The organism is Mesorhizobium sp. GbtcB19, from assembly GCF_019091085.1.
Taxonomy (GTDB): Bacteria; Pseudomonadota; Alphaproteobacteria; order Rhizobiales; family Rhizobiaceae; genus Mesorhizobium.
Genome location: NZ_JAGXJY010000038.1, coordinates 1 through 20,198, shown reverse-complemented (window position 1 = coordinate 20,198; position 20,198 = coordinate 1). Strand labels below are relative to the sequence as shown.

The following is a 20,198-nucleotide window of genomic DNA, read 5'->3' as shown; positions in this document are numbered from 1 at the left end:
GAATGCGCCAGCGCGTGGCGATCGCGCGGGCGCTCGTCTATAAACCCTCGATCCTGCTGATGGATGAGCCGTTCGGAGCTCTGGATGCGCAGACGCGCGGCATGATGCAGGAACTCTTGCTGAAGGTTTGGGAGGATCACCGGGTTACCGTCCTGTTCGTCACGCACCACGTCGACGAAGCGATATTCCTGGCCGACAGGGTGATCGTGCTTGCCAGCCGACCGGGCCGGGTGAAAAAAGACATTGCAATCAAGCTGGAGCGGCCGCGATCTTTCAGCATCGTCACGGACGCGAGCTTCACGGCCTACAAGCGGGAGATATTCGCGGACATCCGCGAAGAAACGCTGAAAGTCATGGCAATGGAGAAACCCTGATACCGACGGTGCGATCGCTGTGAACGCTGACCTGAATACTCTTGCACTGGCCATCGAGGCTATAGGAAAAGCCGACTTCTACGAACGTCTTTGCGCCTATCTGCGCGAATGCATGCCGCACGACAACATCATCGCCATAACCTATCAGGGTACGTCGCTGCCTACGGTGCATTTACGCTGCGCAAGAGGTCCAAATGTCTTCAGGCACCTGAAGTCCACCTACCTCGCCGGCGCATATGTGCTGGATCCGATCTATCAGTACCATCTCCGGCGCCAGAAATCGGGGATCTTCCGCCTGCTGGAAGTTGCGCCGGACCAGTTCAAACGAAGCCATTATTACGAATGGTATTATGGGCGGATCGGGATTACCGACGAAATCTCGGTCGTGCAGACGGTCGGCGACGACACCACCTTGACTGTTTCCATGGGAAAGGACCGGTCGTCGGGGCAGATGTTTTCTTCGTTGGACGAGAGGCGGCTGAAGCGGCATGAAGCCGTCATCATGACGCTGCTCAAATCGCATTGGTCGAGCGGCGCCGACCTCTCTTCCCGTCAAACCCAAGGTTTGACCGTCACTGACGATCTCATCGCAGCCATGCGCGATCAGTACAACCTGAACCTCAGCCGGCGCCAGGCGGAGGTTGCCCTGCTTATCCTGCAAGGGCATTCCTCGATTTCGATAGGGCTGAACCTCAGCATCAGCCCCCAAACGGTCAAGGTCTACCGGAAGCAATTGTACCGCAGGTGCAATCTGTCGTCCCAGGCCGAGCTCTTTGCCCTGACGATGCCGATCCTGCAGCAGGTGCAGACGCTGCCCGCCGGCAAGCAGCACCTGGTCATACCCGGGAATTGTTGAACCAGGTCGCTTTCGAACCGCCCCGAGCAGTTCGCGGCCCACCTCGAATATCCGTCCTACGCGATCGCGGACGGAAACCGCTTCGCACTTTCCTGGGATTGCCCTAAAGCGCGTCGCGTCTGAACGGCCTCATGCGACGCGCTTCAGGTTGTTGGTTTATGCATGTCGTTGTCCCAAAACGCTGCGTACTTTTGGGCGACATGCACTAGGTTCATCGTTTCACAGAAACGATGAACCGCCCTATCTCTTTGATTTAACGCAATTCCTGACGGAAAACCGATCACACTTTTCCTGGAATTGCTCTAGGCCATGCCGAATGCCTCTCGATAGGCCCGGAACCTTTCCTTTTCTTCGTCCCGGTCGAGGCCAAAATCCCGCAGGCTATATCTGTGCCTGCCGAACATGTCCGCCGGATGGGCGTTCAGGTAGTTCCGCATCCTCTCGGCGGATTTGTAGGACAGACTTCGCCCGCAATGGGTATAGATGCGCTTGATCGTATGAACAGGGTCCGCGACAAAGTCCCGGTACGAAACTTCCAGAAAGGACGCTTCGCGCCCGCTTGTCCGTTTCGTTTCCGCACTCTTGTTCAGGCCGGCGGCAAAATAACGCGCCCACTCGCGTCCGATCTCATGAGGGTCCTGGGTGTCGCTGACGGCGCGCCTGACGTTGCGCACAAGGCTTGCATAGGACCCCAGCGCTTCGACCGGGTCGCGGTGCAACTGTACGATCCGGGCGTCAGGATAGACCTTCAACAGCGCCTCCAGCGTCCACAGATGCTGCGGTGACTTCAGCACCCACTGCGCGCCGCGCTTTCTGCGCTGCAGCCGCTGAAGTTGCCTTCTGTGCGAGCGATACACGCTCACGAAGTCCGACTGGTCCTGCCACGCCTGGAACGCCGGGACTCTGTAGCAGACATGGAAGTGCATGCTCTTGAAGTCGTTGTTCATGAATCCCACGCACTCGTCGGGCAGCATCGGCCCGACCCGGTGTATTTTTTTGAAATCCGGGACGATCCTGTCCAACTCGTGGAATTCGCTTTCCGTCCTGGCGATTATCTCCTCGTCGCTTCGATCTTCACCCGACTTGGCCATGAGCCGGGTCGTTTCCCACGTCAGCGGAACCCTGTTCTCCTCGTCTTGCGCCAGCAGTTCGTGCAATATGCTCGTGCCGGATCGAGGCAGTCCCAGGATGAACATCGGCCTTTCGATGTCTTCCGCCGCCAGGTCCGGCCGCGCGTTCCAATCGTCGGCCAGCAGCAGGCGATTTGACAGCAGCCGGATCATGTCGTTGCGAAAGATCGCCGCGCCGGTTTCGCTGAAGCCGGCCTCATCTTCCGCCGAGCAGAGAAGCCGCTCGAAGGCCTCCTCGAAGTCGGGCTCGCCAAAGTCCGCCAGTCCGGTCAGCGAGGTGGCCTGCCGCAGCATTTCCGCCTTGTCGAACAATGGTTACGCCCTCTCTTGCGCGGACGCGCATTGGAACCGTTGCGCTACCGCGACGGAGGCGTAGCCCCGCCGCAGGGCCTGGCATTCGCATTCGCGGTGGCAGGAAATGCCGCACGACTCTTCCAGCGCCACGCCGACGCGCCATTCGCTTGCGTGGATCTTGTCCAATCGGAACGTGCTTCGCGTGCCGTGCTCGGCCGGACGCGTGACGGCCAACCCTTTCGGACCGCCTGCTTTCAGCGAGGGCACGTTGATATTTGTCACCGCACCCTTCTCGGCGATTCCGCGTTCGAAAATGTCTTCGACCAAGCCGGCGCAGATCGCCGCGGAGCCCGCCGTGTCTCGCCCGAATTCGGCACAGGATATGGCGATGCCGCGATTGCCTGTCAGCGCGGCCTCGCGCGCGGCCGCCACCGTCCCGGAGTACCAGACGTCGAAACCGACATTGAGGCCATGATTGACGCCGGCGACGACGGCGCCGAACAGGCCGAATTCAGGCGCACTGAGGCCGAGCGCGACGCAGTCGGCGGGAAAGCCGTCGAGCACGTAACAATCCTCGTCGACAAGCTGAAGCCGCCGGTCGGGGCGCAGCGAGACGGAATGCGCGGTCAGGCTGCTGTCTTGGCGGGGGATGATCGCCACCACCTCGAACCGCTTCCTCATCTGGGCGACGAACGGCAAAATCACATGTGATGCGATGCCGTCGTCATTGGTCAGCAGCAGGCGCAGGCGCTTTTCCATCTTGGTGCTTCCGGCCGCTCCTAAAGCCTAGTTGATCCGCCGTCGCACAGAATGTCTTCCCCGACGATGTATCTGGCATCGTCCGACGCCAAGAAAACGATGGTCTTGGCGACGTCGTCCGGGTCGCCGATAAACCCGACCGGCAATTCGCCTTGGACGAATTCAGCCTCGTCATAGTGGTCGAGGACCACTTCCTTGAGCATGGCCGTCCTGATGGAGCCCGGCGTGACGCCATTGACGCGGATGCCACGGCCAGCCAGCGTCGCCGCCAGCGAGCGCGTCAGGTTGAGGACCGCCGCCTTGCTGGCGCCGTAAACGGTGGCCAGTTCCCACCCCGAGTAGCTGAGATTGGACCCCACGAGCACCACCGCCGCGCCGGGCCCGAGATAGGGAAGCGCCTTCTGGACCGCGAAGAACGTGCCCTTCACATTGATGTCCATGATCCGGTCGAATTCGTCTTCCGTGACCTCTTCGAACGCGGTGCGCTGCGCCACGCCGGCACTGACCACGAGAACGTCAAGGGCTCCCAGCCTGCGGCCGATTTCGGCAAAGAGCCGCTGAAGCCCGGCGACGTCGGCCACGTCGCACTGCAGCGCCACCACGCCCGCCGGCGCGCCCGAAGAGGCGAGCCCTTGTCGCAGCCGCTCGAGCGAACGGCCGGTGACGACGACCTCGGCGCCCTCCGCGGCAAATCTGGACGCCGTGGCAAGGCCGATGCCTCGGCTGGCCCCTAAAACGACAACCCGTTTTCCGTCAAAACGCCCCATGCGCCCTCTCCGCCAATCCTAGTTGCGTTGGACATGTCCCGTCGTGGCCTCCGCCGCCCGCCCGGCCGGCGAGACGAGATATGTCGCCAGGCGCGAGGCCAACGCCATGATCGTCAGCGCGGAGTGCTTTTCCGGCAGCGAGGGCATGACGCTGCCGTCACAGATGAACAGGTTGCGATGATCGAAGGAACGCAGATTGCTGTCGACCACGCCACCGGTTGGACCCGAGGACATCCGGCAGGTCCCGGCATAGTGGATGGAATCACCCGGTCCACCCGGATAGGCACCGAGCAGCAGTCCCCCGGTCGCCCGGACCAGTTGCCGACCTTCGGTCTCGATCGCCTCGATGACGGCGCGATCTCTTTTCGTCCAGCCGTAGAATATCCTCTTTTGCCCGCCGCGGACTTCCACCCGGTTGTCCGCATGCGCATCCGCCGGCCCGAACAGGAACATCAGCGACGATCCGAAAGTGATCTTTTCAACCAGCCAGAAGGGAACGAATTTGGGAAGGTTGCGCCTGAACAGTGGCACGAGCTGCGGATTGCCGTGGTAGATGTCAGCCAGGTATCGCGTGCTGGATTCGGGATCGACCGGGGCTCGTGCCGGCACCAGCAGATGGTTGCCGTAGCCGAAATAGGTTTCTTTGGCCGAGAACAGGAATCCTGGATGGAGAGCAACGAACACGATGTTGGGATTATCCATCAGATAGCGGCCGACCAGCCCGCTGCCGTTTGCCAGCCCTCGGGGGTATTCGGCGCTGGCCGATCCGAGGAGTATGATCGCGTTTTCGACGGCCCCCGCGCACAGCACATAATGTCTTGCGGCGATGGTGACTTCCGCCTGCCTCGTCCTGTCGAGGCAACGCAGTCCCGTTATCGCGCCGTCGCGGCCGCATGTGAGGGAAAGGGCGATCGTGTTGGGCAGCAGGCGGTAGTTTGATGCATTTGCGATTTCCGGCAGCAGTCGGCTGCTGAACTTGTAGATGCTGTCGGAGGAACACCCGTTCTGGCACATCCCGCATTGCCGGCACCGGTTCGGCTTGGCTTGTCGCGTCTCGACGGCCTTGCGGTTGGCCGTTATCCCGGACCATCTTGGCTCACGCGTGAGCTTGCCTTGGATGTGACGATCCAGACGGGTGAGCGGAAGCGGCTCTATAAACGAGCCGTCCGGCAGTTCGGGATTGGCTTCCTTCCGTCCCGTGACGCCGATCAGTTCTTCCACCGCGGCGTAGGACGGCGCCAGGTCGTCATAGCCAATCGGCCAGGCTCGGGCACCGTGTCCTCCGGAAAAATCATCCGGCGAGAACCGCAGGGACACGCCACCCCAGAGGTTCTGCAGCCCGCCCACTTTGAGGATCTGGTGCTGGGTAAAGCCATCGCCAGGAGCGACAGGCGCCTCGACAAAAAGGGCTGATGCCCGTGGATTGAAGGGATTGAACGGATCCGGGACCTCTTCCGTGTTCGAGGCTTCATGCGTGTCGAAATAAGAATTCGGGACCACGTCGCCCGCATCGACGGAGAGAGTGCTTATCCCTAGTTTTGCAAGCCGATACGCCAGCATCCCGCCGGCGGCGCCGGTGCCGACAATACAGACATCAACGTCCACGGCGGGTGACCTCATCGGCTTTCATTTGGACGATGGCCGCGCGGCCCCCTCAGATACCCGAGCCCAAATCGGCATCGTTGATTTTGAAGACGTCTTCGGAATCGTATCTCGGCACGCAGAAGGATATGAGGTGGCAGTTCTCCGGGCCGGCGTTGGTGAATGTGTGCGGCGTGCCGCGGCGGATCTCCACATAGCCGCCGGCCGGAAGTTCCACCTGCCGGTCGCCGACCGTGCCGACCAGCCCTCCGCGAACGACGAACAGGAATTCGTCCGTGCGCCGATGCACGATCGTCGCTTCCGTGCTGTCGGGCTCGATCACCAGGAAATCGACCGAATATTCCCTGGCGTCGGTGAGCATGTCCATCGAGACGCCGATGTCCAGCTTTATCGCCCCTTCGGCATCCGGCTCACTGGAACAGATGCCTGATCTCACCAATGATTGAGCTGACGGCCCCATAATCGTCTCCGAACAGATAGCGCTTCATGATGTCTTCGCGCTCGATGAAACTCTGGGATTTCCCGGTGCTGTATACGACGGCGTCGCTTTCGATCAGGTCGCGGAAACACCACAGATCCTGCTCCTCCCCGCGGCCCGACCAGGGCCCGCCTGGGATGATCAGGCCGGCGAACAATGGCCGGTCGAGTTGATCCCTGGTCTCTTCCATCACGACCATCGTCAGGATCGAGATCGCATTCGAGCCGCTGATACGGCCAAGCACGTAGTCCAGCGTGCGTCCCGTATAGATGACGTCGTCGACGACGAGCACGCGCTTGGCGGTGATCGTCTCGAGTTCGGCGTGATCGGCCGGCGTCATGGCCATGCCGAAGTCGAAACCGTCGAGGCTCTCGTCTTCGAAGACCCGTTTTATCTTCAGCTGGCGAACCCGATCGGCCGTCAGCAGATGTCTCACCTTGTCGTAAAGGGAGAGACCCTTCCCGCCGAGGCAGATCACCTCGTCATAATATGCGGGCTTCAGCGCAGTCTTGAAATTGAGTCGGCACAATTGATAGTCGATGACGCTGACTTCCGGCGATTTTATGTAGCGTGCCACTTGCGAGAAGGCGCGCCGGACATGGTCTATCTCGTGCGCGCTCGCCTTGCCCTCGATCGCGAATTCCGCGTCGTTGAAGAAGAAGATGCGCTTGGGAAACTCCTCCGTCACGCGAGGAGCTCCCGCAGTGATTTCTCGCAGGCGTCGAGCGTCTTGCCGATGGCCTTGTCGTCATGCGCCGATGAAAGAAACCACGATCCGAGCCAATTCTGGCGCGGATCCGCATGACTCAGATCCCCTTCCGAGATCAAGACATGGTTTGCCCGCATGCCGGCCACGAAGCGGCGATAGAGTTGATAGTCGGTCGCCATTGCCGCGCTGTAGTTGTCCACGTCGTTGGCGGCGGTGAAGTAGATCTGGAAAAAGCCGGGCACCGATTGAACATGGCAGGGCAAGCCGGAGCGCAGGACGATGGTCCTGATGCCATCGACGAGCTTGTCCTGCGCGTGCTCGATCAGCCGATAGGTCTCTCCCTGTTCCAACTCCGACAGCACGTCCATGCAGGCCAGCGCCGACAAGACGTTGCCGTCATAAGTCGATGCATGGAACACCCTGCCTTCCGAGAGCGGCGCGAAGTGTTTCATCTTTCCGAGCAACACGCCAAATGGCACGCCGCCACTGATCGCCTTCGAATAGACGACCATATCCGCGTAGACGCCGTAGAGACCCTGTGCTCCGTGGAGCCCGACACGGAAGCCGGTGACGCATTCATCGAAGATGGACAGGCTCCCGTGCCGCTCGGCCAGCGCCACCATCGCCTCGAGAAAACCTTCCTTGGCCGGGATCGTGCCCGAATGCGCGAGCACGGGCTCGCAGATGACGCAGGCGATCTGGTCGCCATACCGCTCGAAAGCATCTTTCAGCGCATCGAGATCATTCCATTCGATCGACAGGGTGTTGGCCGCCGCCTCATCGGCGAGCCCGTCGGAGTATTTGGCCGGAAGGAAGCCGAATATCTCTTCCGAATACCAGCCATGATAGTGGCCGAAGAAGCGCAGGATCTTCTTCCTGCCCGTATGCGCCCGCGCGACCCGGATCGCCAGATGGACGGCTTCCGACCCCGAATTGGTGAAGCGCAGGCATTCCTTCCTGGCGATCGCCAGCAACTTGCCGGCCAGCTCGCCCTGGATCTCGTGCGGATTGTCTCCGACATTCGACGGGATGGAGATATCCGCCAGTTTCTCGCACAGCGAGGCTATGCTTCGGAACCCCCTCAGCTGAGTGAGATTGCCCAGGATGTAGTCGACGTAGGAACCTCGGCCGACGGCTTCTATGGTCGCGCCGACGGCGTTGGCCACCACTATATCGGTGTGGCCGTAGCGGCCCGATAGTCTTTTATTGATGAGGTTGATGTCCCCTTCCATCGCGGTACCTTCCCATTATGCCGTGTTGCCACCGTCTATGAATATCGACTGTCCGGTCATGTAGCTGTTGTCGGGACCGAGCAGCCAGGCGGCGGCGCTGGCCACCTCGTCGGCATGGCCCAGTCGCCGCATCGGAATCTCCCGGGTTGTCCGCTCCAGGAACCCGTCGACCTCATCGACGAACTTCTTGGTGATCCCGGCATTGATCGCTCCCGGGCAGATGGCGTTTATCAATATGCCGGACTGCGCGACCTCCAAGGCTGCAGCCCGCGTCATTCCGATGACGGCATGCTTGCTGGCCACATAGGCCGAGACATTGACGGCGCCGCGCGCGCCGAACTCGGAGGCCGTGTTGAGGATGCGGCCGCCGCCATTCTTCCGCATCGCGGCGATCTCGTGTTTGACCAGCAGATACGTCCCGACGACGTTTAGCTCTAGCGTATCGCGCCACTGGACCGGATCGCTGTCGGCGAGCGTCGAGCGCTGGCCAAGCACCCCGGCATTGTTGGCCGCTGCTGCCAGGTCGATGCCGCGGGCATCAAGCTCGGCGAACAATCCCGCAACCGAGTCCGCGCATCGGATATCGACGTGCATCGCCTCGCATCTGCATGTCGGCGATGCTGCCGCAATCTCGGCGCCGACCTTGCCGGCTCCCTCGGCATCGATGTCTGCCAGCACGAGCACGTCGAACCGCTTCGCCAGATGCAGGGCGATCGCCTTACCGATACCGCTTGCACAGCCAACGATCAGCAGTGCCGACATGTCGACGGACCTCAGTAGAAATAGCAGGGTTCGGGTTTGATGTTGGGGTCGATGCAGACTTCTATGAGGTGGTTCCCCTTCGCCTTGAGCGTCTGCCTGTAAACCTGCTCGAAATCGTCTACGGTCTTGACGCGCGTTCCCGGAACGCCCATCGACCGGGCGTATTCGCAATAGTCTATGTCCGGCATGTCCGAGGCGATGTAGCGGCCGTCGAGATAGTCCCGCTGATAGTGCTTCTGCGTCCCGAGTATGCCGTTGTTGAAAACGATCCACACGACGTCGGACCGATACTTCGCCGCCGTCGCGATCTCGTTGCCGTTCATCATCAGCCCGCCGTCGCCGCAGATCGATACGGTCTTGCTGCCGGGCAACGCCAGGCTGACACCGACCGCCGCCGCGGCCGCATGCCCCATCGTGCCCAGTCCGGCATTGATGACGTAGCTGCCCACCTTCTCCCTCTGGATCAGATACATCGACCAGGCGCCGTTTTCGCCGACGTCGGAGATGATCGGCACGTCGTGGGGCGTCAGCCGCGATATCGTCTTGACCAGCGAGATCGGGTTGACCAGGTCGGACTGAACATGCTCCTGCTTATGATTGATGCTGGTATAGAAGCCGGCGTCGCGCTTCAGCGCGGCGATGAGGGTCTGCGCCTCCGGAAAACCCGGTATGCCGGTATCCACGCAATGGCTCTCGAGCGCCGTCAGGAACTGCTTCACATCGCCCAGGAAGCTGTGCTTCCCGCTGTAGTTGCGATGAAGCTCGGCCTCGTCGATATCCACCCTCAAGAGCACCTGTTCCTGCTTGATGCGCCATCCGTAGGACGACAGCTCCTGGAACGTGGTGCCGAAGGCGAGGATCGCGTCGCACTGCCCGAGCAGATATTCCTTTGCCGCCGGCTGCCCCCAGATGCCGCAGCTTCCCAGCGAAAGCGCGTTGTCCTCGGGCAATGTGCCCTTCGCCAGCGTGGTGGTCACGTAAGGAATGCCGAAACGCTCCGAAAGCCGCCTGACCTCCTCGCGCGCGCCGCTTGCGTTGACCCCGGCGCCGACCAGGATAACAGGGAATTTCGCCCGGCCGAGATCGGCGATGAAGGCTTCGAACGGCCATTTGACCTGTCCGTCCGGCGCGCCTCTGGATATCGAAGCCACCGCGGTGTTGTATGCTCCCGACGAAATCTCCTGATGCAGGATGTCGGTCGGGAACTCGATATAGACGGGTCCCGGGCGGTTGGAGAACATCTCCGCGATCGAAGCCGTAAGCACCGGCACGATGTCGTCGACCGCCTGCGTTCGCGTCGCTTTCTTGGTGATACGCCGAAATATCTCCAACTGGTCGGGCGAGCGGCCATGTCCCGTCGCTTCTTGGATGGCATATTTGCCGATCGACTTCGTCTGAGCCTGCCCGCCCAGCACCAGGACGGGAACGGAATCGTAGTAGGAAGCGGCGACGCCGGTCACCATGTTGAGCAAGCCAGGGCCGGAAATACCGAGGCAGCAGCCGCGCCCATTTGCTCGCGCGTAGCCGTCCGCCATGAACGCCGCGCCCTGCTCGTTCTGGCTGGCGACGATGCGTATCTTGTTGGACGACCGATAGATGGCGTCATACAGCGGCAGCACACGCCGGCCTGGAACTCCGAACACCTGGCTGAAGCCGTTCTGGGCCAGGACGTCGACAATCAGCTCCGCGCCCGTCATTGCCCCTGTCGTCTCTGTAGCTGCAATCGCCATCTATCCGGACCTGTTTTGGAGTGTCTGTCCTAGCGGTTTCCCTCACGCAGATGGGAAACCGCATTCGCGTGCGCATCGAACCCTTCGTAGGAAGCGAAACGGTGGGTGCGCGGAGCCATCTCGGCATAGCCTTCGGCCGTGATGTGGCCGATCGAGCTTGCTTTGAGGAAATCGTGCACGCCGAGACCGGAGCTGTAGCTGGCCGCCCCGCCCGTCGGCAGGACGGCATTCGGGCCCATCAGATAATTGGCAATCGATCCGGGTGCATGTTCGCCAAGCAGGATTTCCGCGGCGTTGCGTATCTGGCCGAGGTGATCGAGCGGCGCCTTGGAATGGATCTGGAGATGCTCGGGCGCATAGTCGTTGATGAAGTCGTAGGCCTGCCGGCGGTCGCGCGCCAGGACGACGCCTCCGCGCGGTCCGCCCAGCACGTCGCGGGAATACCCCTTCCGTCTCTCGCCCATCCCTTGCCAGAGCGTGGGAATGGCCTTTCGCGATGCGGCCGCGATTTCCGGCGACCAGGTAACGAGGAAGGCCGAGGAATCCGAACCGTGCTCGGACTCGATAAGAAGGTCCAGCGCCGCGAGGTACGGGTCTGCGCTCTCGTCGGCCATGACGATGCTTTCGCTCGGTCCGGCCGAGACGCGTGACCCGATCCTGCCGTGCAGAAGCTGCTTGGCCGCCGCTACCCAGGGGCTGCCAGGACCTTCGAACTTGCAGCAGCGAGGCACCGTCTGGGTGCCGAAGGCGGCGGCGGCGACCGCGACGGCCCCGCCAGCCTTGTAGACATGCTCGACGCCGGCAAGCTTCGCGGCGACCAGTGTCGCCGCGTCGATCTTGCCGTCCGGCCCAGCCGGCGTAAGGATGATCGGCATCGGCACGCGCGCCACGGCAGCGGGAATGGCCGTCATCAGCGTGGCCGAGGGAAAGGAACCCTTCCCGCGCGGAGAATAGAGCGCGACGCTGTCGACAGGCGTGTAGCGTTCGCCGACGAGAACGCCCGGCTTGATCTCCTTCATCCAGATCTCGTCGGGAAGCTGGGCTTCGTGAAAGCGTCGGATATTGTCGGCCGCATATTCGAGCGTCTCGATCAGCTCCCGGTCGAGTGTGGAGAAAGCTTCGTCGAAATCCTCCGGCCGGGCGGCGATGCCGCATTGAGCGATCTCGGCCTTGTCGAATTCCCGCGCAAACCGAACCAGGGCGGCATCCCCCTCGCGCTTCACCGCCTCGATTATCGGCGCGGCTCCCGCGACAAAATGGGAAAGGTCGCTCTCTACCCGCATGAGAAGAAGCGCTCTTTCGGCTTCCGAGAGCCTCTCGAGCTCCCAAAAAGCGACGGTCTCGACAGATGGGTCCGCGGCAAGGTTCAAAATCTCTCTTTCCTTCGTCATAAGTTAGGTTGCAAAAAAATCGACAAAATCAAGCGTAAAAGAAAACATAAGTAGCGTTAGGTAAATAAAATTTTGTAATACTGTTTCAAATGTAAGAATTAGCGGTCGATGATATCATAACAAATTAGATACCCCTTATTTAGCCTGAAATCAGTCTATGTTCAGCGGGGAAAGGGTTACATACCCCCAACGGGGTATTGTTGCCGAAACACTCGCATCCAATGATCCTGATAGAAGGACCCTCTGGTCGAAGGCTGGCCCTGCGGCAAAAATCGAGAGGTTGGACTAAAACGTCTATCGCAATGCCAGTTTTCGCTGCGAGCCTGATAAGCAATTGAATTTTCGATGTAATCCAGTGGCGGTCAACACCGCTCCCGATCGTAGAGTTTCGCGAAGGCCGCCGAAGTGAAAACCCTAGTCGTCTTTGGAAACGCCCCGGTTCTTGTAGATATCGCCAGAAGCCTGGGTTTTTCCCTCGTCCAGTTTGTAGCGCCCTCCGAAGCGAGTGATTTTCGCTATCGGGATGCTCATCTGGTGAGCATAACGGACTACGTTCACAACTTGGAATTTATTGATATTCTGAGAACGGTAGCCGCAAACAACAGAATATCAGGCGTTGTTTCCTTCTCGGAATATGGGCTGGTGCCCGCCGCGCTTGCCGCGAAGGAATTCGGGCTCCGATATGCTCCCGTTGCCGCCGTGGAGATAAGCCGCAACAAGGCGGCGATGCGTAAGCTCCTCAAGGCAAAGCTCGGGCACGATATCCGCTTCTTGGAGGTCACCAGCCGCGAGGAGGCGAAGGCCTTCCTTGTCGAGCTCGGCGGAGAGGCGATCGCGAAACCGACCGGCGGCGTGGCCAGCGAAGGCGTTCGAGCCATCCGCAGCCCTTCGGACCTCGATGCCATCGCCGACGCGAGCTTTCCGATGCTGATGGAAGAGATCGTCGAGGGCATCGAGCTCTCACTGGATTTCCTGGGCACGGGCGATGAGCTGATCTCGCTCGGCGTGAACGAGGAGGTCAATGGCGGCGCCGGCTGCCTCAATCCCTATGTGGAACTGCAGCATGTCTATCCCGCCCGCATCAGCCCACACCAACGCGACACCGCGATCGCATTTGTCCGAAAGACGTTGCAAGCCATCGGCCTGGACTACGGGCCGTCTCACACCGAGGTGTTGCTGACCAAGCAAGGTCCGGTTCTTATCGAAACCCATTCCCGATTCGGCGGGGACTACCTCACTGAGCTCTTCGAGCGATCTACAGGATGCAGCCTTCTGGAGAAGTATGTTCGATGGGCTGCCGGTGAAGCTGTCCAGATCGAGACCGAACCCAAACGGGCGGCATCAATAAAGTATTTCGCCGCTTCGCCGGGTATCGTCAAAGACATTCAAGGCACCCTGCGTTTCAGGAGCCATGCCAATGTTGTCCGCATCGAACTGCCATTGGAGAAAGGAAGCACGGTAAAGCCCGTGAGGAGTTCGTTCGACCGGCAGGGTTATGTCCTCGTTTGCGCGCCTTCGAACGTCGAAGCGGCCGAAATTGCGACGCGGATCGCGGAAACCATATCGATAGAAACAACGCCGTCTCAGCCGGATTGAGCCCTTCCTGACCGCATGGAGCAGCGAGGAGCTGTCTACTCAGCGCAGATCGGGTAATGGGTGCTGGAGCATCGCCAGGCCGAGCTTGTCGCGCCGCGTCCATCGCACGAGCAGCAGCACCGCGACGGCAGCAAGACCGCTGCACAGACCAATCCAGATGCCTCTGCCTTCAAGGCCGAATGGAAAGGCCAGCGTCACGCCAACCGGCACGCCGATGCCCCAGTAGCCCAGAGCGGCATAGAGCATCGGAATCCTGGTGTCCTGCATCCCTCTCAGCATGCCGGCTCCGACGGCCTGAGCGCCGTCGGCCACCTGGAAAAAGGCAGCCAGGGCAAGGAAGGAAACCGCGAAGGCGACAATCGCGTCGTTTGCAGGATCGCCGATGTCGACAAAGACGCCGATCAGCGCCTTGGGCCACACCAGCATGATCAGCGCCGTCGCCGCCATGAAGGAGACCCCGATGACGAAAGCCGTCCAGCCGGAACGGCTGACGCCCTCGGCATCGCGGGCGCCGTATGCCAGCCCCACCCGCACCGTCGCGGCCTGCTCGAGCCCGAGCGGAATTGCGAAAGTGATCGACGTGATCTGCATGGCGATGGAGTGGGCAGCGAGTTGCGCCGGCTCGATCAATCCCATCAGAAAGGCCGCTGCGTTGAACACCGTCACCTCGAAGGCGAGCATCGCCGAGATCGGAGCTCCCAGTCTCACCAGCGCGACGAGACGCGGCCAGTCGACCTGCCAGAACCGGCCGAACAGCCGGTAGCGGCGAAACCTGCCGTCCAATGCGATGATGGAGGCCATGCCGGTGAACATGAAGAGGCTGGCCACGCTCGTGGCTATGCCGGCTCCGGCGATGCCGAGTGCCGGAAAGCCCAGATTGCCGAACATCAGCAGCCAGTTGCCAAGCGCGTTGAGCAGCACCGCCAGCACCATGATCAGCAGGGTCCAGCCAGGCCGCTCCAACGCCGAAACAAAGGCGCGCAGCACGACGAACCCGTAGAAGGGCAGCACCGCCCATTGCAGGCAGCGCACATAGGCTCCAGCCTGCGCGGCAAGCGCGGGTTGCTGTTTCATGGCCAGCAGCACGCTTTCGGCATTCCACAGGAACAGCCAGATCGGCAACGCGATCATCACGGCGAGCCACAGGCCCTGGTGCGTCGTCCGGCGCATTTCGCGCATGCAATGCCTTTTGGCGCCAAGTTTCGCCGCCATCACCGGCGAGGTGGCATAGACCAGTCCCAGGCCGAAGATCAGTGTCATGAGATAGAGGTTGGAACCGAGCGCGCCGGCGGCCAGCGTGTCTCCACTCAATCGACCCATGAAGATGACGTCTGTCGCGGTCATTGCCGTCTGCGCCAGATTCGTCAGCACCATCGGCCACGCCAGGACCAATATTGCCCGGACTTCGCCGCGCCAAGCGGAGCCGGCCTGCCGGGAGAAGGCCGCTGTCGTCGTCACGGCTGGATGGAGTTCATCGGCCGGGGGTGCCTCATATCGAACGCTGAAGTTCCGCCGCCTTGCCCGCCCTTGGAGGGCGCCCGGTCGCCAGGTCATAGTCATCTGCCGGGCAATCCGCCGCCTGCCTTCCAAAATCCGGCACGTCGATGTCCTGGCCGGCCTCGATGATCGAGCGGCGGATGGCGCGGGTGCGGGTGAAGAGGTCGAACAGCTTCTCGCCGTCGCCCCAGCGGATCGCGCGCTGCAGCGAGGCGAGATCCTCAGAGAACCGCGCCAGCATCTCCAGGATCGCGTCCTTGTTGTGCAGGCACACGTCCCGCCACATGGTCGGGTCGGAGGCCGCGAGACGCGTGAAGTCGCGGAAACCGGAAGCGGAATATTTGATGACCTCGCTCTTGGTCACCGCTTCCAGATCGTCCGCCGTGCCGACGATGTTGTAGGCGATGATATGCGGCAGATGCGAAACGATCGCGAGCGTCATGTCGTGATGCTGCGGGTCCATCGTGTCGATGTTGGAGCCGCAGCGCCGCCAGAATTCCGAAAGCTTCTCGAGCGCGGCGGGATCGGTGCCCGGCAGCGGCGTGAAGATGCACCAGCGGTTCTCGAAAAGATCGGCAAAGCCCGCGTCGGGCCCGGATTTCTCCGTGCCCGCCAGCGGATGTCCGGGGATGAAGTGCACGCCTGCCGGCACATGCGGCTCAATCTGCGCGATGACGGAAGCCTTGGTCGAGCCGACATCGGTGAGGATGGCGCCTTTCTTCAGCGCCGGCGCGATCTCGGCGGCGACCTCGCCGGACGAGCCGACCGGCACCGAGACGATGACGAGATCCGCATCGCGCACGGCTTCCCTGGCATCCGTCGTGTAGGAACCGCCAAGGCCGAGCTCCTCGGCGCGCTTCAGTGTCGAGGCGCTGCGCGTCGCGATGGCGATATGGCGCGCCAAACCTTCGCGGCGGATGACGCGGGCAAGCGACGAGCCGATCAGGCCGATGCCGACCAGCGCTATTTTCTCGAAGAGGGGCACGCGTAGCAATCTTCGCATCCGAGAAGCGTCGCAAACACAAGAGGTCCAGGTCGATACCCCCCTTGGGGTAGCTCCCGTGCATGATCGCCGTCTTCAAGGCGTCGCGTTACGAGGAGATCGGTTTGCCCGACTGGCTCACCCACACGCGCCCCGCACAGGTCATTCGGCATCTGAACACCGATCCGGCTGATCTGGCCAAATTCCCGAGAAACCGGCCTGGGATGCTCTCGGAGTGACCGTGACGGACAGCGCCCACGATTATCCGTTCCCACGCCTTTTTCTTGGCCGGCGCTTGGTCCGTTCTAGGGTGCATCACCGGCGTGATCCAAACTCGAAGGCGGCCGGCGCGGCTTTCGCCAGCCGTCGCGATGAAGCAGTTCAGGCTTGGAATTGGAGCTCAACTCTGCTTGGCTCATCCCTACGGCCGGCTGGCGTCAGCGGCAGCCGGATTTCAATGACTGTGCCGCCTTCGGGTCCGGAACGGGCCAATGCATCGCCGCCGTGAGCCCGTGCGATCCCGCGAACGACGGACAGACCCAGTCCAGTGCCGCCTCCCGCTCGCGAGCGCGAGTCGTCGAGGCGCCAGAACCGCTCGAAAATCTTTTCGTGCGTTCCCTCCGGAAGTCCTGGTCCAGAGTCGGAAAATCGGACAAGACCGATTGTATCGGCGTATCGCGTTTCCACGCGGACCGTGCTTCGCGGCGCGTAGCGGCGAACATTGTCGAGAACCGCCAGCATGGCTTGCCGAATGCGGGCGCTATCCACCTCGGCTTGCGTGACATGCAAGTCTCGCTGAACCACTATCCCCGCGTCCCGCAATTCAGGTTCGAGAGCGGTGATCACTGCATCCGCCTCACGAGAAAGGTCAACAGGCTCAAGTTGCAGATCAAGCCGCCCGGCGTTGACCAGGCCCAGCGTCCGCAAATCTTCCACCAGACGGGTGAGGTCGTCGACATGGGCTATCAGGCTGCCATAGAGCTCGTCGGAAGGCCTGAACAAGCCATCGGCCAGTCCCTGCAAACGACCTCGCAGGATTGTTAGAGGGGTGCGCAACTCGTGAGCGATGGCCGAATTCGAAAACCGCAGCTCTGCCTCGGCGCGTTCGAGACGGCTTGCCATCGTGTTGAAGTCCGCAATCAGCAGATCGGCTTCTCCGAAGCCCTTGTCGACAGTTTCGGCACGGGCGCTGAAATCGCCGGCGGCAATGGAGCGAGCCGCCGTCGCGACGGCGGCGAGCGGTCGTACCACCTTGCGCGCCAACTGCCTGCCCACCAGACCCGCTGTAGCCAGTCCGACCGTCCCCAGGAGGCCTAAGGCGACGAAGTCCTTCGCGGTAAACCACGTCTCGGTATCGGCCTCATTGGGGAACAGCCAGTCATAGTTGGCAATGTAGAAATACCAGCCAAGGCACATGACGGTCAGGGCGGCCAGAGTGACCGCGCTCATGGACAGGACAAGCTGCCAGTTCAGTTTGCTTCTGGCCATCAGAGCATGGCCAGCCGATAGCCGACCCCGCGCACGCCGCTCAATATCCCGTTGGCGCCAGCGCTTGCCAGCTTGCGCCGCAGGTTGCTCATATGACTGTCGACGGTGCGTTCCAGCGCTTCACCCTCGGGGAGACAGGCGTCCACAAGTTCACTGCGTTCGAAAGCGCGGTTCGGCCACCGCGCCATGTGGGCCAGGATCCGGAACTCGGTGCGCGTGAGATCGAGAGCACGCCTTCCGCCCTGCAAATCCAGATAGGCCATATGGGCGGCCATGTCGACGCTGAGCTCACCCACGCGCAGCACCGGTTCGACGCTCGATCTTCTGGTCCGCCGCAGGATGGCCTTGGCGCGTGCGACAACCTCAAGCGGATTGAACGGCTTGACGTCATAGTCGTCGGCTCCGATCCGCAAGGCCTGGAGCTTGTCGAGATCCTCTGCAAGCGCGGTGGCCATGAGGATCGGCGTATCGGCCTGTCTTCGAATTGCGGCAAGCACCTCGTAGCCATCAAGCCCGGGCAGCTTCACGTCGAGGATCACAAGATCGGGTTTCAAACGTTGATGATGGGACAGGCCTGTATTGCCGTCGGACGCGCTGACGGTACGAAAGCCCTCGCGACCGAGATAGGCTTCGAGTATCTCGACGATTTCCGGCTCGTCCTCGACAATCAAAACAAGCGCATTCTCCATGTCAGTCCTTTCCCGATCGACATTTTGCGCCTTTCGCTTAGCACCGGCCCCACAGAAGTAAACGCCCGCACGCCCGCCTCCATCAAACCTCCACAATACTTCCCCGCTTTCTCAAAACGCGCCGAGCATCGGTACCCTCGTTCAACGGGATAATGATTGATGCTCGCTCGCAGGTTTGGCCTCGTTTGCGTGGTGGCCGCCGTCTTCGGAGTGGTGCTTTCGATAATCGTCAGCCAGCCGAAATCGGAAGGCCTGGCGTCGCGGCGATTGATGTTCTCCCCTTGCGCCTATCCGATCCAGCCGAGCTGCCAGGCGGAAGCGATCCATTATTTCAATTGAACCAACGGCCGTTGAGCGGATGGCTTTCGCTCGAACCGAACACGCACCCTATCAAGGCGAAAAATGGCCTATATGAGATTCAACGCCATCGCGCGCATCGCAAAAATTCTGGCCCTGGTGGGACTGCTCGCCGCGATGGCCTGTGGCGTTGGCGCGGCGACGGGGTTCTTCTCCGCCGACATTCGAGAGACCGTCCTGACGGCACCGGTCACGTCGGGATCGGTCGAGGAGACCGTGCTTGCCAACGGGACATTGGAGCCGGCGCGCATGGTCAACGTCGGAGCCCAGGTCTCCGGTCAGATCAAGGCGTTGCATGTGAAGCTCGGTCAGGCGGTCAAGCAGGGCGATCTCATCGCCGAAATCGATTCCGTCACTCAGAACAACGCCTTGCGCATTACCGAGGCAGCGCTCGCCAACGTTACCGCTCAGCGCAAGGCGCGCTTGATTCAGCTCGGCCAGGCTGAAGCTGCTTACCGCCGGCAGGCCTATCTGATGGAACACAGGGCGACCTCGAGCTCGGCGTTCGAGACCGCGGATGCTGCCAATCAGACTCTGGCCGCGGAGGTTGCCTCGCTGGACGCGCAGATCAGCCAAGCCGGCGTCGAGGTTGAGAACGCCCGCGTCAACCTTGCCTACACGCGCATCGTCGCGCCGATGGATGGCGTTGTCATTGCCATCGTGACCAAGGAGGGGCAAACGCTCAACTCGACCCAATCGGCGCCGACTGTCGTCGTTCTCGCGCAGCTCGACGTCATGACCGTCAAGGTGCAGATCTCCGAGGCCGATGTCGGGCGGGTGCTTCCGGGCCAGAAGGCCTGGTTCACCGTTCTGGGCAACGAGCGCACGCATCACGAAGCCAAGCTGCGCCAGATCGAGCCAGCTCCAGCATCGATGTCCACGGAGGCGGGCGTGCAAGCCTCAGCGGCGACGCAGGGAACCACGGCAATCTACTATAATGGCCTGTTCGAGGTCCCGAACCGTGATGGCCAGTTGCGTCCGCTGATGACGGCGCAGGTTCACATCGTGCTGGGCAATGCGAAGGACGCATTGCTGGTTTCGTGGTCGGCATTGTCCGGCCGTGACGCCGATGGCCGCTATCATGTGCGGGTCAGGACCGCGCGGGGCGAGATCGAAGACCGGCTCGTCACCATCGGCCTCACCGACAAGGTACAGGCGCAGGTGATCGACGGGCTTTCGCTTGGCGAGGAGGTGGTCATCACGGCCGACGGGCCGCTCTCGGACTCGACTGCCGGGCTGCTGTGATGAGCCTTCTGGAGATTGCCGGACTTTCGCGCGTCTTCCGCGCCGATGACGAGACGGTCGTCGCCCTCGACGCAATCGACCTGTCGATCGAGGCCGGCGAGATGGTTGCAATCGTCGGCTCGAGCGGCTCGGGCAAGTCGACCCCCATGGACATCCTCGGCTGCCCGGATCCGCCGAGTTCGGGCAACTTCCGGGTGGCCGGCCGCGAAACGGCAAGACTGTCCCCGGACGAACTGGCCGAGCTTCGCCGCGGACATTTC

General features: G+C 61.6%; 21 protein-coding genes. 7 read left to right on the top strand and 14 right to left on the bottom strand.

Features of this window, described 5'->3' with window-relative positions:
* Nucleotides 1-374, top strand: a 374-nt coding sequence (locus KVT37_RS30955; RefSeq protein WP_368860642.1) for an ABC transporter ATP-binding protein, incomplete at its 5' end; no start/stop codon positions are given.
* Between the two features lie 19 nt (nucleotides 375-393).
* Complete coding sequence (locus KVT37_RS30950; RefSeq protein ID WP_308642800.1) at nucleotides 394-1,230, top strand: helix-turn-helix transcriptional regulator; 837 nt, start codon at nucleotides 394-396, stop codon at nucleotides 1,228-1,230.
* A 302-nt stretch (nucleotides 1,231-1,532) separates the two neighbouring features.
* On the opposite strand, the gene KVT37_RS30945 is transcribed toward KVT37_RS30950, so the two are convergent.
* The 10 genes from KVT37_RS30945 to hisD form a co-directional block, all read right to left on the bottom strand.
* Nucleotides 1,533-2,672: a sulfotransferase gene (locus tag KVT37_RS30945; protein ID WP_217578817.1), complete on the bottom strand. Its 1,140-nt coding sequence runs from the start codon at nucleotides 2,670-2,672 to the stop codon at nucleotides 1,533-1,535.
* Nucleotides 2,673-2,675: 3 nt separating this feature from the next.
* Nucleotides 2,676-3,413: a 5'/3'-nucleotidase SurE gene (surE, locus tag KVT37_RS30940; RefSeq protein WP_217578816.1), complete on the bottom strand. Its 738-nt coding sequence runs from the start codon at nucleotides 3,411-3,413 to the stop codon at nucleotides 2,676-2,678.
* A 20-nt stretch (nucleotides 3,414-3,433) separates the two neighbouring features.
* Nucleotides 3,434-4,180 (bottom strand): SDR family NAD(P)-dependent oxidoreductase, encoded by a 747-nt coding sequence (locus KVT37_RS30935; protein WP_217578815.1) that lies wholly within the window; start codon nucleotides 4,178-4,180, stop codon nucleotides 3,434-3,436.
* An 18-nt stretch (nucleotides 4,181-4,198) separates the two neighbouring features.
* On the bottom strand, nucleotides 4,199-5,785 hold the full coding sequence (locus tag KVT37_RS33905; RefSeq protein WP_217578814.1) for a GMC oxidoreductase: 1,587 nt from the start codon (nucleotides 5,783-5,785) through the stop codon (nucleotides 4,199-4,201).
* Nucleotides 5,786-5,834: 49 nt separating this feature from the next.
* Nucleotides 5,835-6,149 (bottom strand): cupin domain-containing protein, encoded by a 315-nt coding sequence (locus KVT37_RS30925; RefSeq protein ID WP_217578813.1) that lies wholly within the window; start codon nucleotides 6,147-6,149, stop codon nucleotides 5,835-5,837.
* Between the two features lie 43 nt (nucleotides 6,150-6,192).
* Complete coding sequence (locus KVT37_RS33965) at nucleotides 6,193-6,948, bottom strand: phosphoribosyltransferase family protein (RefSeq protein ID WP_217578812.1); 756 nt, start codon at nucleotides 6,946-6,948, stop codon at nucleotides 6,193-6,195.
* On the bottom strand, nucleotides 6,945-8,201 hold the full coding sequence (locus KVT37_RS30915) for an aspartate aminotransferase family protein (protein WP_217578811.1): 1,257 nt from the start codon (nucleotides 8,199-8,201) through the stop codon (nucleotides 6,945-6,947). The genes KVT37_RS33965 and KVT37_RS30915 overlap by 4 nt, the downstream gene beginning before the upstream one ends.
* Before the next feature lie 15 nt (nucleotides 8,202-8,216).
* Nucleotides 8,217-8,963, bottom strand: coding sequence for an SDR family NAD(P)-dependent oxidoreductase (locus KVT37_RS30910; protein ID WP_217578810.1), 747 nt, complete (start codon nucleotides 8,961-8,963; stop codon nucleotides 8,217-8,219).
* 11 nt (nucleotides 8,964-8,974) lie between these two features.
* On the bottom strand, nucleotides 8,975-10,660 hold the full coding sequence (locus tag KVT37_RS30905) for a thiamine pyrophosphate-binding protein (RefSeq protein ID WP_217578809.1): 1,686 nt from the start codon (nucleotides 10,658-10,660) through the stop codon (nucleotides 8,975-8,977).
* Nucleotides 10,661-10,722: 62 nt separating this feature from the next.
* Nucleotides 10,723-12,084, bottom strand: coding sequence for a histidinol dehydrogenase (hisD, locus tag KVT37_RS30900; RefSeq protein WP_217578808.1), 1,362 nt, complete (start codon nucleotides 12,082-12,084; stop codon nucleotides 10,723-10,725).
* Between the two features lie 405 nt (nucleotides 12,085-12,489).
* Between hisD and KVT37_RS30895 the strand changes: the two genes are divergently transcribed.
* Complete coding sequence (locus KVT37_RS30895) at nucleotides 12,490-13,680, top strand: ATP-grasp domain-containing protein (protein ID WP_217578807.1); 1,191 nt, start codon at nucleotides 12,490-12,492, stop codon at nucleotides 13,678-13,680.
* Between the two features lie 39 nt (nucleotides 13,681-13,719).
* Here the strand turns inward: KVT37_RS30895 and KVT37_RS30890 are convergent, their stop codons facing one another.
* Nucleotides 13,720-15,054, bottom strand: coding sequence for an MATE family efflux transporter (locus KVT37_RS30890; protein ID WP_254634376.1), 1,335 nt, complete (start codon nucleotides 15,052-15,054; stop codon nucleotides 13,720-13,722).
* A gap of 115 nt (nucleotides 15,055-15,169) precedes the next feature.
* Complete coding sequence (locus KVT37_RS30885; RefSeq protein ID WP_254634375.1) at nucleotides 15,170-16,171, bottom strand: prephenate/arogenate dehydrogenase family protein; 1,002 nt, start codon at nucleotides 16,169-16,171, stop codon at nucleotides 15,170-15,172.
* A 71-nt stretch (nucleotides 16,172-16,242) separates the two neighbouring features.
* Here KVT37_RS30885 and KVT37_RS30880 point away from each other — a divergent pair, with 71 nt between their 5' ends.
* Nucleotides 16,243-16,398, top strand: a complete 156-nt coding sequence (locus tag KVT37_RS30880) for a hypothetical protein (RefSeq protein WP_217578805.1) — start codon at nucleotides 16,243-16,245, stop codon at nucleotides 16,396-16,398.
* Nucleotides 16,399-16,540: 142 nt separating this feature from the next.
* Here the strand turns inward: KVT37_RS30880 and KVT37_RS30875 are convergent, their stop codons facing one another.
* Both KVT37_RS30875 and KVT37_RS30870 read right to left on the bottom strand, forming a co-directional pair.
* Nucleotides 16,541-17,647: an ATP-binding protein gene (locus KVT37_RS30875; protein WP_217578804.1), complete on the bottom strand. Its 1,107-nt coding sequence runs from the start codon at nucleotides 17,645-17,647 to the stop codon at nucleotides 16,541-16,543.
* Entirely contained in the window at nucleotides 17,647-18,336 is a 690-nt protein-coding gene (locus KVT37_RS30870; protein WP_217578803.1) for a response regulator, read from the bottom strand. The genes KVT37_RS30875 and KVT37_RS30870 overlap by 1 nt, the downstream gene beginning before the upstream one ends.
* Nucleotides 18,337-18,495: 159 nt before the next feature.
* Between KVT37_RS30870 and KVT37_RS30865 the strand changes: the two genes are divergently transcribed.
* From KVT37_RS30865 to KVT37_RS30855, 3 genes are all read left to right on the top strand, one after another.
* Nucleotides 18,496-18,675 (top strand): hypothetical protein, encoded by a 180-nt coding sequence (locus KVT37_RS30865; RefSeq protein WP_217578802.1) that lies wholly within the window; start codon nucleotides 18,496-18,498, stop codon nucleotides 18,673-18,675.
* Between the two features lie 63 nt (nucleotides 18,676-18,738).
* Nucleotides 18,739-19,938, top strand: a complete 1,200-nt coding sequence (locus KVT37_RS30860; protein ID WP_254634374.1) for an efflux RND transporter periplasmic adaptor subunit — start codon at nucleotides 18,739-18,741, stop codon at nucleotides 19,936-19,938.
* Nucleotides 19,938-20,198, top strand: a 261-nt coding sequence (locus KVT37_RS30855; protein WP_217578801.1) for an ATP-binding cassette domain-containing protein, incomplete at its 3' end; no start/stop codon positions are given. The genes KVT37_RS30860 and KVT37_RS30855, both read left to right, overlap by 1 nt.

Bases quoted from the DNA above. Each gene is read 5' to 3' on its own strand.
- surE (WP_217578816.1), bottom strand. From the start codon at position 3,413: ATGGAAAAGCGCCTGCGCCTGCTGCTGACCAATGACGACGGCATCGCA.
- KVT37_RS30935 (WP_217578815.1), bottom strand. From the start codon at position 4,180: ATGGGGCGTTTTGACGGAAAACGGGTTGTCGTTTTAGGGGCCAGCCGA.
- KVT37_RS30925 (WP_217578813.1), bottom strand. From the start codon at position 6,149: ATGGACATGCTCACCGACGCCAGGGAATATTCGGTCGATTTCCTGGTG.
- KVT37_RS30915 (WP_217578811.1), bottom strand. From the start codon at position 8,201: ATGGAAGGGGACATCAACCTCATCAATAAAAGACTATCGGGCCGCTAC.
- KVT37_RS30910 (WP_217578810.1), bottom strand. From the start codon at position 8,963: ATGTCGGCACTGCTGATCGTTGGCTGTGCAAGCGGTATCGGTAAGGCG.
- KVT37_RS30905 (WP_217578809.1), bottom strand. From the start codon at position 10,660: ATGACGGGCGCGGAGCTGATTGTCGACGTCCTGGCCCAGAACGGCTTC.
- hisD (WP_217578808.1), bottom strand. From the start codon at position 12,084: ATGACGAAGGAAAGAGAGATTTTGAACCTTGCCGCGGACCCATCTGTC.
- KVT37_RS30890 (WP_254634376.1), bottom strand. From the start codon at position 15,054: ATGGTGCTGACGAATCTGGCGCAGACGGCAATGACCGCGACAGACGTC.
- KVT37_RS30880 (WP_217578805.1), top strand. From the start codon at position 16,243: ATGATCGCCGTCTTCAAGGCGTCGCGTTACGAGGAGATCGGTTTGCCC.
- KVT37_RS30875 (WP_217578804.1), bottom strand. From the start codon at position 17,647: ATGGCCAGAAGCAAACTGAACTGGCAGCTTGTCCTGTCCATGAGCGCG.
- KVT37_RS30870 (WP_217578803.1), bottom strand. From the start codon at position 18,336: ATGGAGAATGCGCTTGTTTTGATTGTCGAGGACGAGCCGGAAATCGTC.
- KVT37_RS30865 (WP_217578802.1), top strand. From the start codon at position 18,496: ATGCTCGCTCGCAGGTTTGGCCTCGTTTGCGTGGTGGCCGCCGTCTTC.
- KVT37_RS30860 (WP_254634374.1), top strand. From the start codon at position 18,739: ATGGCCTATATGAGATTCAACGCCATCGCGCGCATCGCAAAAATTCTG.